Source organism: Marinomonas sp. 63XJN7_9_ISO-PGPR-S23-217 (assembly GCF_056173515.1).
This window is the reverse complement of record NZ_CM149678.1, coordinates 2,623,997-2,639,804: the sequence shown is the minus strand read 5'-3', so window position 1 is coordinate 2,639,804 and position 15,808 is coordinate 2,623,997. Positions and strand designations below refer to the sequence as shown.

Sequence of the window (15,808 nt, the reverse complement as noted above, 5' to 3'; positions counted from 1 at the left end):
ACCTAACTATCAATAATACCTTTAATGTTTTGAAATTCATCAGCTATGATATCCAAACTATCATTAACATCAGGATTTATATTTCCATCAGAACTTTTTAAATTTATTGAAACATTCTGTGGATCTGAAATTTTTGGAAGACCATCTTTACCATACATAAATTGAAGATATTTAATTGATATTCCTTTTTCCTCAAAGGCATCATAGATCTTTTCTAATTCATCTAAGGTGTTTTGGGAGACAATATTTTTCACTTCCTCAGTCTTGATATTTCTTCCTATATCACGTCCATTAAATAACATCCTTTCTTGTATGCCACCTTGAATAATTTCTCCTTCAGGGGTCGAGACTTAACCAAATTCAGTAATCGGGACAACGGGCAAGCCTAGCTCTTTAACTTTGTCTAAGTCACTTGCCTCTTTCTTAATATCTGCAAAGGTCGCAGGATTCATGCTAGTAGAATCACGTTTTGGGATTAAGAAGACCTGTTTGTCATCTATTGCTAATGCTTCTTTATAACCACCTGCTCCCAATTTATTATCTAAAACACTGGATGGAAGCTGTCTAAACTGAATGGGCTCAACCTCAGTTGCGGCTGCAGTACCAAGTAGTTTCTCTTCAAGCTCACTGCTAACCCCTGTATTATTGCTTAAAGAGGCACTATTACTCTCTTTACATAACCCCATCGGATCGACCCAATTCACTGGATTGGGGGCGTACTGGTAGTGGTTGATGCGTAAGCGTTCATTCTACGCCGTTATTTCATCCCATCTTTTTGCACTCTAAACTGGACTCCGTTTTCATCTCATCACCGATAACGGAGTCCAACCCATGACCAAACCCTATACCCGTCGTTCTTCTTCTGAATGGCAACAAATCATTGACGATCAAGCCGAGTCTGGCTTATCCGCCCCTCAATACTGCGAACAGCATCAGGTGAGTTACGCCAGTTTTAGTAAATGGCGTCAGCATTTTTCGGGAACTAAAGCCTCGCCAGATTCTAGTCACTCAGACTTTATCGATCTCAGTCAGGTGCCCACTCTCTCAGGTACTGGACGTTGGAACATTACCTTGTGTTTAGGTGATGGTGTTGAGCTTCGATTGAGTCGTGACTGATGTTCCTGCCCGATCCCAATGCTAAAATTTGGTTGCATACCCAACCCACAGATATGCGTAAATCCTATCGTGGCTTATTAGGGCTGATCAAACAACACCTCAAAGAAAACCCACTCATCGGGTATTTTGTCTTCATTAACCGGCGCAAAACCCAGATGAAAATCCTCTATTTTGACACCTCTGGTTATTGCATTTGGTGTAAACGACTGTCGCAGGGGCAGTTCAATTATGCGTCATCAGAAAACGCTAAACACGCCCTAAGTGTGATTGAATTGCAGCACCTCTTAGCGGGCATAAAAGTCGAAAAATATCGTCAATTTAAACGCTACAAGCGAGCATCATGACAAGTTGGATGGTATAATCCAACCCCATGAATGACGCCACTTACCGACCTATTTTACCCTTCAAAAACATCGACTTGCTTCACACGAATGAGGTCGAAAAACTGCGTGCTGAAAACGAAGCTATGTCTTCAAGAATCCGCCAATACGAAGCGGAAGTGCACATGCTAAAGCGTGAGTTATTTGGGCCGAAAAGCGAACGTCGTACCTTACTCACACCAGATCAACAAGCCCTCGCTGATATCGTGGGTCCGATGTCAGCCGAACCAACCCGCGTAGAAGAAGAGTCTATCGTTGAGAAGGACAAACCTGAGTCTGCCAATGTTCGTGGCAAAGCGCCCAAGTTTCGTAAAGGCAATGAAATTAACATCACCGGATTGCGTTTTGATGAGTCTATACCGGTTCGTGAAAAGGTTATCTTAGCGGACGAATTACAAGGCCCCAATGCGCACGAATACGAAGAAGTCGGCTTCAAAGACGTCAGCCGCATCGTACAAAAAACCAGTGCCTATGAAGTCGTCATCACCAAACGTCAGGTGGTGAAGCACAAAACCAGTAAACAGCTCATTACCGCGCCACAGCCGGATCTGATTTTTGACAGTTCCCTCGCGGATGTGAGTTTTATCGTTGGCTTACTGGTTAATAAGTTCTTGTATCACTTACCCCTTTATCGTCAACACCAACAGCTTAGCGCTTCCGGCATCACCCTCAGTCGTGCAACGCTCACAAACCTCACCAAACGCGGGATCGAACTGTTACGACCCATTGTGGTAGAGCAACTGATTAGTGTGCTGGACAGCAAGGTACTGGCCATGGATGAGACACCGATAAAAGCCACCCGCCAGCCTGGGGTAGGCAACCAACCCGGCAAAATGAAGCAAGCGTATTTTTGGCCCATCTATGGCGAGCAGGACGAAGTGGTGTTTACCTTCTCCCAAAGCCGTGGCATGAAACACATCCAAGACTTACTGGATCATGTTTGGCAGGGTACCTTACTGACCGATGGTTATGCCGCTTACAGTCGTTACGAAGCCACCTCACCGGAGGTCACTCATGCTCAGTGTTGGGTGCACATGCGTCGTCAGCTACTGAAAGCCGAAATGGAAGAAACCGAGGCCGTCACCCACGCGCTGAACCTGATTGCCGCCTTGTACCAGTACGAAAGCCATATCAAACAGAAAGGTTGGTCAGATGAGAAAAAACAAGATTACCGAGTGCAACACAGTAAGCCCTTAGTGGATCAATTTTTTGCCTTCTGCGAAGAACAAACCCAACGGGCTGACCTATTACCAGACGATACCTGGATGAAAGCGTTGAACTACACCTTAAAGCGCAAACGCCAACTGATGGTCTTTTTGGAAAATCCAAACGTTGCCATGGACACCAACCACCTAGAGCGAGAGATAAGACCCATCCCAATGGGTAAGAAGAATTGGCTCTTCTGTTGGACAGAACTGGGCGCCGAACATGTCGGCATCATCCAAAGCTTGATCAGCACCTGCAAGCTGCACGACATCGACCCGAACGTCTACCTAACGGATGTCTTGCAACGAGTCACAAAAGACGTGGCCGACTTAACTCCAAGGCGCTGGAAGCACCTGTTCGCAGACAAGCCGTTGAAATCGCCATTGCTCTGAGTCAGTGGCTGTCAATGACTCCCTAGAATGAACGCTTACGTTGGGCGCCTTGTGTTTGTTGGCTGCTGTGCAGTCGGTTGCCCCGATCAAAGGTTTGTTTTAAGGTGACCTCAGGGTTATGCGCACGAACAAGGTTGCCATTCACGTCGTATTGATAGCGGTTGGTATTGTTGACGATCTGTTGATGAGATTCGCCACAATGCTTTGTCTATGCTTAAGCGCTCTATTAGATGCACTGTATAGATGCACTGTGGTCGTGATCCCAAGCACCACCTTAGCCACAAAAGCGTTAGCTAACCAAGCGAGTTCATGAGGAGGACGACCTGTCCGATACGAAAAGGTTGAACCAATTCTTCGATACGAGACCATGCCAAGATATGAATCAGTTTTTCAAGTTTTGGGTTCAATAAGCCTATTTCTTGGTGTAAGACAGGAATCAATTGGCCTTAAATGATTTGCCCGCGTTGCATTATTTATTGGGGCGTCGTAGCATTCATAAAGTGGGTAAGGTGATGTTGTGTGAGAACTCTATCATCGCCAGAAACATTAGACCACGTCTCTTCTTTTTTTTTCGTTTTCTATGAATAATTTTTACTTATATCGACAGTTTTGCAATTACCTCCATTAGCTCGACTTTATCGTCTACCCCTAATATTCCGCTACTTTTAAACAATATTCACCTGCTTCGTTTTCATCAGCATATAAATTATCATCATATTTGAAAGTTGATGGTTCTGTATCTACCAATCTATGCTCACGCCAGTAAACATGGTTGGCATCTTTTGAAAAACGATCTGAAATGATTGTAAAGCTCTCTGGATCTGCTCCATTCATAGCCGTGCCGTGGTAAAAGACTTGATTAGATATACGGACAAATGCACTCTCACTTCGATCGAGCACAATAACATCTTCAGGCTTAACATTTTCTAGCTTTTTGTTTCTCCCATAAACTTCGTTGTTATAAACATAAAAATCATTAGTGATTTTTTCAATATCATCGCTTGGGACCAGTATTACCGTTGTAGCATCTAGATGAAGTGAATCCCATTTCCACATCTTTTCTAGTTCATCAGCGTCAGAACGACTTACTTCAGATGGTTTTTTATTTTCAACGACATTCCCTCTGTAGTAGAGGTTTCTTTGATCCTTTGAAATAGTATCATTTAATACTTTAAAGGTGTTTGGATCACTTTTAAGAATAGGTGTATTAAAGTAGTAAGCTTGATTTTTATCTTTTCTGTAGTATGGGGATATAATAGTAAAACCATCAGGGACCATCTCTTCAACAATCTCACCATAGGAATAAATATGGAATGTGTCTGTTGAATATTCATCACTGATAATTTTAAAACTGTTGGCTTCGTTACTAATGACTTGACCTTGATAAATCACCTGCTCCTTATGTCTAATATAGTGCTCGTTGGCATTTGAAATTGCTGCAGGGGTCGATTTAAGGGGAATTTTTATATCAATATAATAATATAAATAATCTTTATCCATGGAGTATAAACCATGAAGGTAAACGAAAGTGGTTGGTTCAGCCCCTTCAATAACATCACCATAACAGAACACTTTATCGTTACTAATGAGGTAACCAGAGTTAGCACTGTTTGCGTTAAGTTCTGATTTAACAAATTTTACTGAGCTAGGACTGGCTCCTACAACCGACTTACCATTGAAATAGACATTATTGATGTCTTTAGCATAGGACTGATCTATCACTTCAAAGGTATCTGAATCCGCTCCTTCGATTTCTTTCCCTCCGATTTGAAAGAAATTGCCATTCCTGACAAAAACAACTTTACCATCCTGCCTGTAATATTGATTACTCACTCTACGATTATAAGCGGTAGCATTATACATACTTGGACTACTAACGTAAAATGAAAAAGCAGCGGCAACTATTACACAAATAATAAAGATGAATAATAATACAATACCAATCCACATTAAAATCCCCATTCAACTACTCCCTAATTTAGGAATTATATTCTCGTATAAAACAACACACTTATAAAAAGAATAGCATTGCCATGGCTTTAGTGCTTTTTTACTGTTTAAAATTATATGCAAATAACCTTGTACAATTCCTGATACTAGGGAATATGCAAAAAATCTATCTCATAAGATAATCGCTTTTTAAGGCTTTGAGCCTCAAGCAGGCCACCCATTAAATTGTATTAATACGGAGAAATGGCATTTTTCAAGGTAGTTGTCGCCTAAAATAAAAAAATCACTTATAAAGATGACAACTCTAATATAAAAACAATGCAAGCTGAACAGTTTGAGTAAAAATCAACCCCCCAACTTACGACAATACGTGTTTAACTTAATCAACCCAGACTCAAGCTCAAATTTTTGAACATTGGGGCTTTTAAACTTGAATGCATTGGATATATGCGTCTTAATCATCGCCGCCATGCCCTCAAAACCTTCTGGCACCGATGCCATCATACCGTCCATCATAGAAACAAGAGACTCTTGCTTTTCTTCCATTAGCGACGGATCTTCGTACACATCCCGAAGCAACTGAACAAAAACAGAAAAATTGACCTCTTCCATAACTTGCTATCCTTAAACCTACCTAAAACCACATACCCTATGAGTTTTCAGACTTATCAGCAAGCTTAATCTATTTAAGAAATTACTTGTAGAAGTTTTGAGGGATACCTTTAAAACTCAAGAGTCTAAAAATTAAAGCTCAATCACTTCAGTGCCATCAAAAAATCTATCAGGAACATCTTCCAACTTCACAATTGGCATAGAAGAAGGATATTTAAAGGCATTACTACCATACGAAATTAGCATATTATCTTTAGAATTCTCTAATAAAATTGCTATTTCGTTACTATCAATAAAGTTTTTCACACCCTCTTCTGTTTTTCTAGTAAATACTTTTATCGATTTAATGCTCTCATTAATCATACCTTGCCAGTGACTTTTGTTTGCATATATCGGATGATCATAGCCTAACTCATCTCCATTTCTAGCTAAATATACATTCCCCTTGACCCCATTATATACATCAAACCATGTAACAATAGACTCTTTTACATCATTAGCAGCAAAACCAATCACATTTCCGTTTTCAAGATGAAAAAAAATCACCTTTCCAGAATAAGAGAACAAGTCTAAATTTTTTACACCTCTTCTTTTTTGATATCTGAACATCCCAAATTCATTGTATGGTTTAGTAATATTAATAATTCGATTTTTTTTCAAATTATCAACTATCAAATCGTTTAAAGTTATTCCTGTCAGGAAACTATCCATCTTCACACCTAACTGTTAATAATATCTCTAATTTTTTTATATTCGTCAGCTATTTCATCTAAACTTTCGTCAGCTTCTTTATCAATCAAATTTACTCTGACACTTTGAGGGTCTGCAATTTTTGGAAGACCATCTTTACCATACATAAATTGAAGGTCTTTAATTGCTATTCCTTTTTCCTCAAAGGTATCATAGATCTTTTCTAATTCATCTAAGGTGTTTTGGGAGACAATATTTTTCACTTCCTCAGTCTTGATATTTCTTCCTATATCACGTCCATTAAATAACATCCTTTCTTGTATGCCACCTTGAATAATTTCTCCTTCAGGGGTCGCGACTTCACCAAATTCAGTAATCGGGACAACGGGCAAGCCTAGCTCTTTAACTTTGTCTAAGTCACTTGCCTCTTTTTTAATGTCTGCAAAGGTAGCAGGATTCATGCTAGTAGAATCACGTTTTGGGATTAAGAAGACCTGTTTATCATCAATTGCTAATGCTTCTTTATAACCACCTGCTCCCAATTTATTATCTAAAACACTGGATGGAAGCTGTCTAAACTGAATGGGATCAACCTCAGTTGCGGTTGCAGTACCGAGTAGCTTCTCTTCAAGCTCACTGCTAACCCCTGTATTATTGCTTAAAGAGGCAGTATTACTCTCTTTACATAACCCCATCGGATCGACCCAATTCACTGGATTGGGAGCGTATTGGTAGTGGTTGATGCCACCCACTATACCAATTGGGTCTTGGTGGATAAAGCGTTGTTGTTTTGGGCAGTAGTAGCGGTAACGGTTGTAGTGGAAGCCGCTTTCTTGATCGAAGTACTGTCCTTGGAAACGTATCGGCTGATAGAAGTCTTTGCTTTTGCCTTCTCGTTCAGCATGTTGCTCGCTATCTTCGTAACCATAGGCGTTGGCGGTGTTTTCCCACACCACTTCTGCTACTTGGTTGGTGACAAAGCGCGGTGTATTAAGTTGGTCAAGGTGGTAGTAATACACCTCATCTTGTTTGATCAAGGCAACCGGATGGAATTCATTGGGGCGGTTGATGTACCAGGTGTACTGGCCGTTTAGGTATTCCCCTAGCAGTTGGTTACCATCCCAGATAAAGTCAATTTTGCCTTGCTCAGTATGTTTGGCAATACGACGGCCCAGTGGGTCGTAGTCGTATTGGGTGAGGACTCCGTCTTTTGCAAAGCTGGTGAGTTGGTTAAAGGCGTTAAACGAACGCTGCGTTTTAACACCCACACCCAGTTCGCTGATTTGGTTACCGCAATCATCATAGTCGAAGTCGATGTCGGCAAATTTGAGTAACCGATCCCCTTCGGTGACCGCTTGGATAGATGGATCAATCTCTGCAAATGCGACAACGCTTTCTTCGCTCTCTGCTATGCTTAGGTCGCCTTTGCTCTCTTCTTTCTCATTAGGATGACTTTTTGCTTTATCGTTCTCAATCACGGTGCGTTGGGCAATGGGGTTGCCCACACTGTCCCACTCAAATTCGGTGTGTTTGCGCTGTGAACTGTGTGATTGACGGCCTTGCGAATAAGAAGCCACGCTTTCTTTAATCAGTTGCCCAAGAGCATTGTATTCAAAGGCTTCTTGCTTCGCTTGTGCGAAGCCACCCTCTTCTTGCTGCGATGTTTGCGTTTGGCTTTGTCGGCCGATCAGTTGATCGATACCATCGTATTGGTAAGCACACTGATCGTAAAGTCGTTGCTCTGGATGCGTGAGCGTTTGCTGTGTTAAACGATGGAACACATCAAAAGTTTGCTCTAACGCAATGTGGTTACCAAAGGTTTGTTGGATAAGACGGTTTTGTTTGTCGTATTGGAAGACGGCTAACGTTTGCGAAGTATCTCCTTCGCTTAATTCAATGGCCGTCAGTTGGCTATGTTGGTTGTAACGATAGTGAAGCGTTTTACCATCGGGTAATGCTAAACGTTTTCGACGGCCAAATTCATCGTATTGATAATGGAGCGTATGTTGTTGGGCGCCTTGTGTTTGTTGACTGCTGAGCAGTCTATTACCACGGTCGAAGGTCTGTTTTAAGGTGACCTCGGGATTATGCGCACGAACAAGGTTTCCATTCACGTCGTATTGATAGCGGTTGGTATTGTTGACGATCTGTTGATGAGATTCGCTACGACCTTGTTGGACACTGGCTTGTTGTGCGATGACACGGCCCATGACATCTCGCTGGATGTGGACAACACGCTTGTCGCTTTCTTTGAGCGAGATTAACCGATTGTTGCCGTCGTATTGGTAGTGCTGCTGTTTGCCATCGAAACCGGTGATCTGGATGGGGTTTTCGTTGGCATCGTAGGCAATTCTGTAGTGAGCGTCGTCGTCCCGACGAATGCCCGTTAGGTTACGCTCTTGGTCGTAGGTCAGGTGTAAGGCGCTGCCATCAGGCTGGATGATGGTGCTCGGTTGGCTCAAACCTTCAAAGGTTTGTCGGGTGATCTCGCCTTTGTTGTTTTTACTGGCGATAAGACGACCAGCCTCATCGTATTCAAAGTAGGTGTGTTGTTTGTCGTCAGGCGCGTTTTCATCAAAGGCGACGGTTTCAATCAGTTGCCCTCGTTCATTACGTTTGTACTGAACCAGTAATCCACTGTCCGATAAGGTGGCGTTAATACGCCCTAAGCTGTCGTAACTGTAGCGGGTTAAACGGTCGTTTTCTTGTTTTGCTAGCAGTTCGCCCTGTTCGTTCCAACGGTATTTGGTGACTTGACCGTCAAAGCTGATGTGCTGAGCCAAGTGGCCTTGGGGGTCGTAGCTATATAACGCAACACGTCCATCGGGATGGGTTTCACTGAGCAGTAAACCAGACACATTGTACTGGCGAGCAATGGTGGTTTTATCTGGTAGGACAGTGAGAATGCGCTGACCCAGCTGATTGTAAGCAAAGGTGGTTTTATTGCCATCGGGGGTGGTGACAGATTCCAGCTGACCATATGGTGTATAGGTCAGGTCAGTTGTGTTGCCCTGAGGATCGATTTCGCGGATTTTTTGTCCATTTTGGTTATATACATAACGACGTATATTGCCATTGGGGTCCGTGTGTTCGGTGAGTTTGCCTTGCTCGTTGTGAACAAAGTGCTCCCGATTGCCGCGTGAGTCAATACTGGTGGTTGTGCCTTTTTCAGGACCGTATTCGAATTGGTAGCAGTAGGTGTCATTATCGCCCCATTGTTTGATGCATTTTGCATCATGGGCATAGCTATCCCATTCGAAATAATGGCTAAAGCCACTGGCGCGAGTTCGTTTGGTAATGAGGTTGGCGGCGTTATAGGCGTACTGTTCTTTTTCCCCCGCTTGATTCACTGCCGCAATGAGATTGCCCGTTTCATCATAGTCATAGTGGGCTAATGGTGTTTTAGAAGTGACAAACTGCTCTTTCTCATTGACATGATACGCTTTGACATCGACCAGCCATCCTCTCGCATTATAATTGAGTAAACAGCCACGGGCTTTGTTGACTTCAATGCGAGCTAAACGCTCCTTGGCATCGTAATAAAAACGTGTGCTTTGGCCTGTTTCGTTGATGATTTTTTCAAGCAACCAGGCGGATTCGCCTGCTTTAAAGGTCAAGTGTTCATCATTAGGGGTTACTAAGACTTGCTTACCATTGGTTTGGTAATGCAAGGCTAACTTGCTACTTAGCTGATAACTGGATTGACCAGGCTTGACCTTTTCGAAACGATGGGAAGCACCGTGTTCATCATGGTATTCGAGCCAATAGGTGCCCTTTTGCTTTGGACCCACTTTCGGAGGGGGGAGATAGTGCTCCGTCAAGCGCACCATAAAATCATGTCGCCAGCCATTGCCCAAGGCCGTTTGCTGGTTTGAGTGAGAAGAACGATACAAACGACGCCATACTAAGGGGCGGCTAGCAGTCAAAGTAAAGTCAATGAGAGGGAGAATTTCTTCTCCTGTCAGCATTGAGAACAGGGTCTGAGCGGCATTCTTGGTCGGTAATCGGCGTTTCACTAGGATCATTGTTCGCAATGGCACCAGTGCTGTTGACACTGGCTTCCGTGGCTTTTTTACCGACGACTTTTTCCGATCCCTTTTTCTTTTTACTCTGAGTACTACTATCGCCACTAGCGGATAAGGTGTGTTGCACATTTTGATGATAGCAGGCAATCAAGCCCTTCATGAAAGCCGACTTCAACGCTCTTGCTGTTGCCGCTCCTGTCGCGTCACTTGGACAATCTATACCCACGGCTTGCAAGAGCTGAATGACATTAAGGCGCTCGGAAGGGTCGGAAACCAATGTTGGCCCAATTTCTGCTATTTGATTGTTAGCTGCATCAGGGGTGTCCGTGGCCACCTGATGGTATCCAGAAGGTACACGACCATCTTCACCGATCAGGCAAATGGGGTAGCGACTTCCCTTTAGTACAACTGAATAACGATCCATTAACTGTGTGCTTCCTCATTTGTCCATACATATGATCCAACAGCTTGATGAACAGATTGCTCTTGAGAAATCATTAATGCATGCTGTGAATCACGGTAACAAGGGTTATTTATGAGTGAATAAAGGTTAATAACCCCACTCATTGCTCCAATTTTTCCCAACAAGTAGGCAGGAAAAACATAATCAATATTCTCACTTAAATGTGGAGAGAGCAGCTGCAAGCTATGCAACCAAGTATCTCCATCCTGAGTAACCCCATTTCCTGGTGAAAAAATTATATCAATTGGTACAATTAAGCCTTCTGACATGTCCTGAAATAATGCCTTAAACGCATCGTGCTGTACAAAATCAACGGTGGTTTCGTAATGAAAAAAGCGTTGTGACCAGCCCTCTTTTACCCTTTCAAATTTAGCAATCAAACCACCTACACCGTAATAACAATACTTCGCGCTTGAATTTGGTAAGTAGACACCATCAATTGCAATAATATTTGCCGCATCGATACTTTGATCAATCATCATTTGTATCGCCGCATCCATACCGCTAGAACCAAGACAAAATACCAGTTCAGGCGTTGTTGAGAAAAGTTGGTTGAAACTTTCAACCACAATCTCCTTTTGCTGATACTGAAACGCCCAAGCAGGCAACAACCAAATGGTAGGCAAACTGGCATTTTGCAATAACGGATATAAAGTTTTTGCCTTTATGATACAGTCGTAAGTAAAGGCCTGCCATGTTGCCTCTCCAGGCAAAGCGTCGCACTCTAAAAGATTCCCTGTCAGAACATCATCGACAGATAAAGCATGAGGCAACGAAATATCCGCAATTGATACTGAAAAAGCCGTCATATTTATGCCGCTCCAAGCGCTTCCTCAGCAGGCTGCAGGGATTGATATGCCGTCAACAAATCGATCAATAAGAGATTTGAAACACTAACAGCACACCTACTTCCTTCATTAAATGTAGAAGACAAAGGATAGCCACTTATCATTCTCTGACTAGCAAATTCATCTTCATACTTAGGCCAGCTCAATGCAAACTCCTGCTGAAAACGTTTGATAGCACTTTGCTCTCCTTGCCAAGCAGCCAACTGAGTATCAAACTCAACCAAGCTATCAAGAGAACTGCCTAATAAATCACGCAACGCTTGGAGTAGTTTGGATGATGCGTCAGAGTGAGCAAGAACAGAGTTAATGAGAGGTGCATGTTTCACCATACCACCTCGCCCTAGTAAACACAGAGCCTCATCCGCTGATAAAACATTGCTCGCAACATTGCCAATAACATTTAGTTGACCTGGACTTAACACAAGCAAGAACAATGACATGACCTTCGTATTCAGTAAGCCCTCTTCCACTAGATCTGTAAACATACGCAAAACGGCATCACTAGAGAGCGGCTCTGATGTATTTAACCAAGGAAAGCAGTCATAAAGCTCATGTATTGCTTCTTCATTATTTGTCATGCCCATCAGCTTACTAAGCAACAATTCTTTATCTGACACAGCGTCACTTAATAGATGATATGAATCCGTGATATCAACAATGCCCTTGAATAAGCCCTGCAGTTTTTCAGAAAAATACAGGGCATTGATGTATTCTGCTTTTTGTTCATCGCCCATTTCGTCTATAAAAAAAGCAACAGCATCTGTCAGAATGCTCTCATCCAATTCAGACGACAACAACTCAGATACCTCAGCAAAATCCAAAGCATTCGCGCTATCTGCCCCGTTATGTCGATTAAACAACCAATATTCTTTTGTGAGTTGTTTTTTACACTGAGCATAATAGCCATATGAAGAAAAAGGGCTTATTCTTGCCCCATTCAATGCTTGTAATTGATGATAAAAGCGATCAACAAAAATAGATAACAAATCAGCCACCTATCAAAACAGTAGGGTTTCCTACTACTATTTTTCCACCATGGGAAGTCGCATCCCCAAGCCTAGCTGCTGGCTTACCATTAATGGTCACAGAACCTGAACCGGCATTAATGCTATCCGGTGGTCCGACACAGACTGCCATGTCCCCTTTCCTTGCTGCTGGCATGCCGCCGATGAGCACGTTAGGAGATCCTACAGCGACCGGACCACCAACATGCGGAACCGTCCCCGTTGTTTTAGGGCATACATGCATACTACCAATTGTTGCTGCAGGTTTTCCCATATTGACGCTCCTTATCCTGTGATAACTTTTATCTATTGTTCATAGAGAGGAATAACCAAGAGCTTTCCTGAAGCAACGAAATAAGCAAGCTCATCGATTAGCCCTTCCAACGTTAAATCTGAAACAGAGGCATTAGAAGCCGTCACATGCAGATATAGAGTTGAAATAATATTGGTACGATTCAATCTCGGGTGTAAGGTAGAAAAAAATTGCACAGCGAAATACCCATTGCTCACTTTTAAGTGAGTCAAAGCCGGACTTAGAAGAGGATCATCAGGTCGATTGATCGGCAAACAAACCAAATGAGGAAGACCATATCGACAATAAACGATAAAACCAGCATTGAGATCAGACTTCATCGCCAATTGAGTAGAGCTGTCTATAATTTCCATATTACATACTTCAATTTAGTTAAGTTTAATCGTTCCAGCCGATAGACTAATAGCGCTTCCGTTAACTTTTACATTGCTTCCCTTAATATTTATATTGCTGCCTTCGATGGTAATATCACCACTACTAGACATTTTTATTTGAGCAGAGCCTGTTTTAATAACAATCTCTTTTCCTGCTTCAATATTTAAAACCTTACCAACCTTTAAGGTGTCATTCTCCCCAATATCGGAAGAACGATTCATTTTAACCTTAAGGGTTTCGTTATTCCCTATCTCGGTCTTAACATCATTATCAACTTTATCATTACGATTATTTTTCACATAAAGTTGCTGGTCTTTCTCAGCCTGCAAATAGACAAGCTCGCTGCCTTTTTTATCTTCAAAACGCAACTCATTAAAATTATCTGCACCACCCTCTTTCGTTGAACGAGTTTTAATGCCGCTCTGCGTTTTTTGTGCAGGTAGATCATATGGTGGCATAAGATCGGCGTTATAAACAGCACCGCTAATAATAGGCTGATCTGGGTCGCCATTTATGAAATCGACCAATACCTCTTGGCCAACACGAGGAAAAAAGAAAGCACCCCATTTTTTTCCGGCCCAGTTCTGCGCAACACGAATCCAGCAAGAACTCTGCGAATCTTTTTTCCCTTCTCTATCCCAATCAAACTGAACTTTGACACGGCCATATTTATCAACCATGATTTCATCCGCACTATCCCCTGTGACAATGGCGGTTTGAATGCCTTGAATGGTTGGTTTTCTTTTTACAGCCTGAGGGCGATATGGTACGTCTTTAGGGACACACTCAAAATGATTGCTGTACACTTCATTAATAGACGAAGTGGATGCGCCAGACTGGTTTGGTACAGAAACGGTAGTAAGCATTGAGGTAATGACAAAACTCTTACCTTCTAAGCGGGGGTCTTCATGCTTTTTAAAACTAAATAATTTACCGACACTAAAGCTACGGCAATCACTTTTACCGCTACACAGTTTCATATCACGCTGCAGTGACTCTAGCTGAATCGATGCTAAATTTGCGGCACGAGCATTGCTTTCGTCTTCCCCTGTGTACTCAAAGACTTCAGCAGAAGATTGCGTGGGTAATGTTGATTTCTTTTGCTCACCATCTGGATAACGGGCAGGCTGCTTAAAATCATAACCAATGCGTTTGAAAGATCCTGGGGCGAGGCTTAATCCGCCCTGCCAACTTGATACGTGAGGATCACTCAAGTGCCCTGTTGAATAAGCAACTTTAGATTCATCACACTCTTTATAGGCGGTTACATCATCGGATAAGATAAGAGTATGATTACTTTTAGTATGTTCGAAAAAGTAGAAAATACCTTCTTCTTGTAATAAACGCTGAATAAAGTCAAAGTCCGTTTCTTGGTACTGAACACAATATTCATACTTAGGGTAGGTTTTAGTTGTCTGATCTTTAAAAGTGACATTATGCTGACCAAACAAATCTGAAAAAATCTCTTTGATCGTCTTCTTCTGGTAAATGCGGCTATTCTTACGATTGCGCATTGAAGAGGCATAAGGAACAATGATGACCTGATAGTCAATAAAGTTCTTCTGCTCATTTGTATCGGCGACTCTAGACCCTTTTGAAATCAGATCGCTTACAATTCCGTGGAAATAACGCTCACCATCATTTTTTGAATTTTTAACCAATATACTAACGGGTTTACCCAATAGGTCTTCGTGAGCGATTTGACGACCTAAAGCATAAACAGAAGCTGAAATGACAAATAAATCCGACATTGCTTCTTGAGCAACAATTCTAGATAAATACAACGCATCTTTACCTAGAGGGGTGTTGATCTGTATGACGTTATTTTTTTGCGTTTCGTTTTGCATTCCTTGCCTTACCCATCAAAAAAAACAAAAAAGCTCTGAGCTAATACCCAGAGCCCCTTTAGAAGACAACAAATTACATTTGTTGGCCTTTGCTACCGCTGTAACCATAAACAAGAGGTGCAGAAATAGCATTCTTGTCATCTGTTGGGGTAACAGTCATCATCATTTCAGTATAACTGATAGTGATGGTTTCATAAGGACGATCATTTTGAACAGATACTGAGTAGCTAGAAATCATAGCGTCAGTCAATTCGATTTTCATGATCTCTTCCACTTTATCACCTTGCTTAGTGATGTGGAAAACAGCAGGCTGACCTTTACCGATAGTCGCTTCTTTAAACAGATCTGGAGAAGCTTTATCTTGAAGTTTAGTGATTGTCACATCACCAAGACGAGTTGCACTTGACTCACGATCCATTGATGTACCAGTATGGGAAGTGATCTCACGGCTTACGTTCCAATCCATAGAAAGCACTGTAATCATATCCTTGAAAGATTCAGCCGTCGCTTCGCCTTTGATTGAACCGTATTTTAGATAAGTATTAGCTTGCATTTGATAACGCTCCTTTATTTAATTTTCGCATCCT

Annotated in this window: 16 protein-coding genes and 1 pseudogene; 3 read left to right on the top strand and 14 right to left on the bottom strand. The window is 42.1% G+C overall.

Annotated elements, in window-relative coordinates; genetic code table 11:
* Positions 1-2: 2 nt before the first annotated feature.
* Entirely contained in the window at positions 3-302 is a 300-nt protein-coding gene (locus AC0VYI_RS12305) for a hypothetical protein (RefSeq protein ID WP_475449660.1), read from the bottom strand.
* Positions 303-350: 48 nt separating this feature from the next.
* Positions 351-686, bottom strand: a complete 336-nt coding sequence (locus AC0VYI_RS12300) for a hypothetical protein (protein WP_475449658.1) — start codon at positions 684-686, stop codon at positions 351-353.
* 145 nt (positions 687-831) lie between these two features.
* Here AC0VYI_RS12300 and tnpA point away from each other — a divergent pair, with 145 nt between their 5' ends.
* The 3 genes from tnpA to tnpC are packed head-to-tail and all read left to right on the top strand — an operon-like array spanning position 832 to position 3,094.
* Complete coding sequence (gene tnpA / locus AC0VYI_RS12295; protein ID WP_475443557.1) at positions 832-1,116, top strand: IS66 family insertion sequence element accessory protein TnpA; 285 nt, start codon at positions 832-834, stop codon at positions 1,114-1,116.
* A complete protein-coding gene (gene tnpB, locus AC0VYI_RS12290; RefSeq protein ID WP_067021190.1) occupies positions 1,116-1,460 on the top strand; it encodes an IS66 family insertion sequence element accessory protein TnpB in 345 nt (114 codons plus the stop codon). Before tnpA ends, tnpB begins: the two co-directional genes overlap by 1 nt.
* A gap of 26 nt (positions 1,461-1,486) precedes the next feature.
* Positions 1,487-3,094, top strand: a complete 1,608-nt coding sequence (gene tnpC / locus AC0VYI_RS12285) for an IS66 family transposase (protein WP_475449656.1) — start codon at positions 1,487-1,489, stop codon at positions 3,092-3,094.
* Between the two features lie 188 nt (positions 3,095-3,282).
* On the opposite strand, the pseudogene AC0VYI_RS12280 reads toward tnpC, so the two are convergent.
* The 12 genes and pseudogenes from AC0VYI_RS12280 to AC0VYI_RS12225 form a co-directional block, all read right to left on the bottom strand.
* Positions 3,283-3,534, bottom strand: a pseudogene (locus AC0VYI_RS12280) (transposase); the annotation flags it as partial.
* A 208-nt stretch (positions 3,535-3,742) separates the two neighbouring features.
* Complete coding sequence (locus AC0VYI_RS12275) at positions 3,743-5,056, bottom strand: DKNYY domain-containing protein (RefSeq protein WP_475449654.1); 1,314 nt, start codon at positions 5,054-5,056, stop codon at positions 3,743-3,745.
* Positions 5,057-5,389: 333 nt separating this feature from the next.
* Positions 5,390-5,656 (bottom strand): hypothetical protein, encoded by a 267-nt coding sequence (locus AC0VYI_RS12270; RefSeq protein WP_475449652.1) that lies wholly within the window; start codon positions 5,654-5,656, stop codon positions 5,390-5,392.
* Positions 5,657-5,788: 132 nt separating this feature from the next.
* Positions 5,789-6,367 carry a hypothetical protein gene (locus tag AC0VYI_RS12265; RefSeq protein ID WP_475449651.1) on the bottom strand — a complete coding sequence of 193 codons (579 nt, stop codon included), beginning with the start codon at positions 6,365-6,367 and terminating at the stop codon, positions 5,789-5,791.
* An 8-nt stretch (positions 6,368-6,375) separates the two neighbouring features.
* A complete protein-coding gene (locus AC0VYI_RS12260) occupies positions 6,376-10,371 on the bottom strand; it encodes an RHS repeat-associated core domain-containing protein (RefSeq protein WP_475449649.1) in 3,996 nt (1,331 codons plus the stop codon).
* The gene (locus tag AC0VYI_RS12255) at positions 10,280-10,795 is read right to left on the bottom strand and encodes a hypothetical protein (protein WP_475449647.1); all 516 of its coding nucleotides are present in this window, start codon (positions 10,793-10,795) and stop codon (positions 10,280-10,282) included. Before AC0VYI_RS12255 ends, AC0VYI_RS12260 begins: the two co-directional genes overlap by 92 nt.
* Positions 10,795-11,643 carry a hypothetical protein gene (locus tag AC0VYI_RS12250; RefSeq protein ID WP_475449645.1) on the bottom strand — a complete coding sequence of 283 codons (849 nt, stop codon included), beginning with the start codon at positions 11,641-11,643 and terminating at the stop codon, positions 10,795-10,797. Before AC0VYI_RS12250 ends, AC0VYI_RS12255 begins: the two co-directional genes overlap by 1 nt.
* Before the next feature lie 2 nt (positions 11,644-11,645).
* Positions 11,646-12,668 (bottom strand): hypothetical protein, encoded by a 1,023-nt coding sequence (locus AC0VYI_RS12245; protein WP_475449643.1) that lies wholly within the window; start codon positions 12,666-12,668, stop codon positions 11,646-11,648.
* 1 nt (position 12,669) lies between these two features.
* On the bottom strand, positions 12,670-12,960 hold the full coding sequence (locus tag AC0VYI_RS12240) for a PAAR domain-containing protein (RefSeq protein ID WP_199476447.1): 291 nt from the start codon (positions 12,958-12,960) through the stop codon (positions 12,670-12,672).
* 32 nt (positions 12,961-12,992) lie between these two features.
* A complete protein-coding gene (locus tag AC0VYI_RS12235; protein WP_199476448.1) occupies positions 12,993-13,352 on the bottom strand; it encodes a hypothetical protein in 360 nt (119 codons plus the stop codon).
* A gap of 15 nt (positions 13,353-13,367) precedes the next feature.
* The gene (gene tssI / locus AC0VYI_RS12230) at positions 13,368-15,221 is read right to left on the bottom strand and encodes a type VI secretion system tip protein TssI/VgrG (protein WP_475449641.1); all 1,854 of its coding nucleotides are present in this window, start codon (positions 15,219-15,221) and stop codon (positions 13,368-13,370) included.
* A 73-nt stretch (positions 15,222-15,294) separates the two neighbouring features.
* Positions 15,295-15,774 (bottom strand): Hcp family type VI secretion system effector, encoded by a 480-nt coding sequence (locus tag AC0VYI_RS12225; RefSeq protein WP_199476450.1) that lies wholly within the window; start codon positions 15,772-15,774, stop codon positions 15,295-15,297.
* Positions 15,775-15,808: the final 34 nt, after the last annotated feature.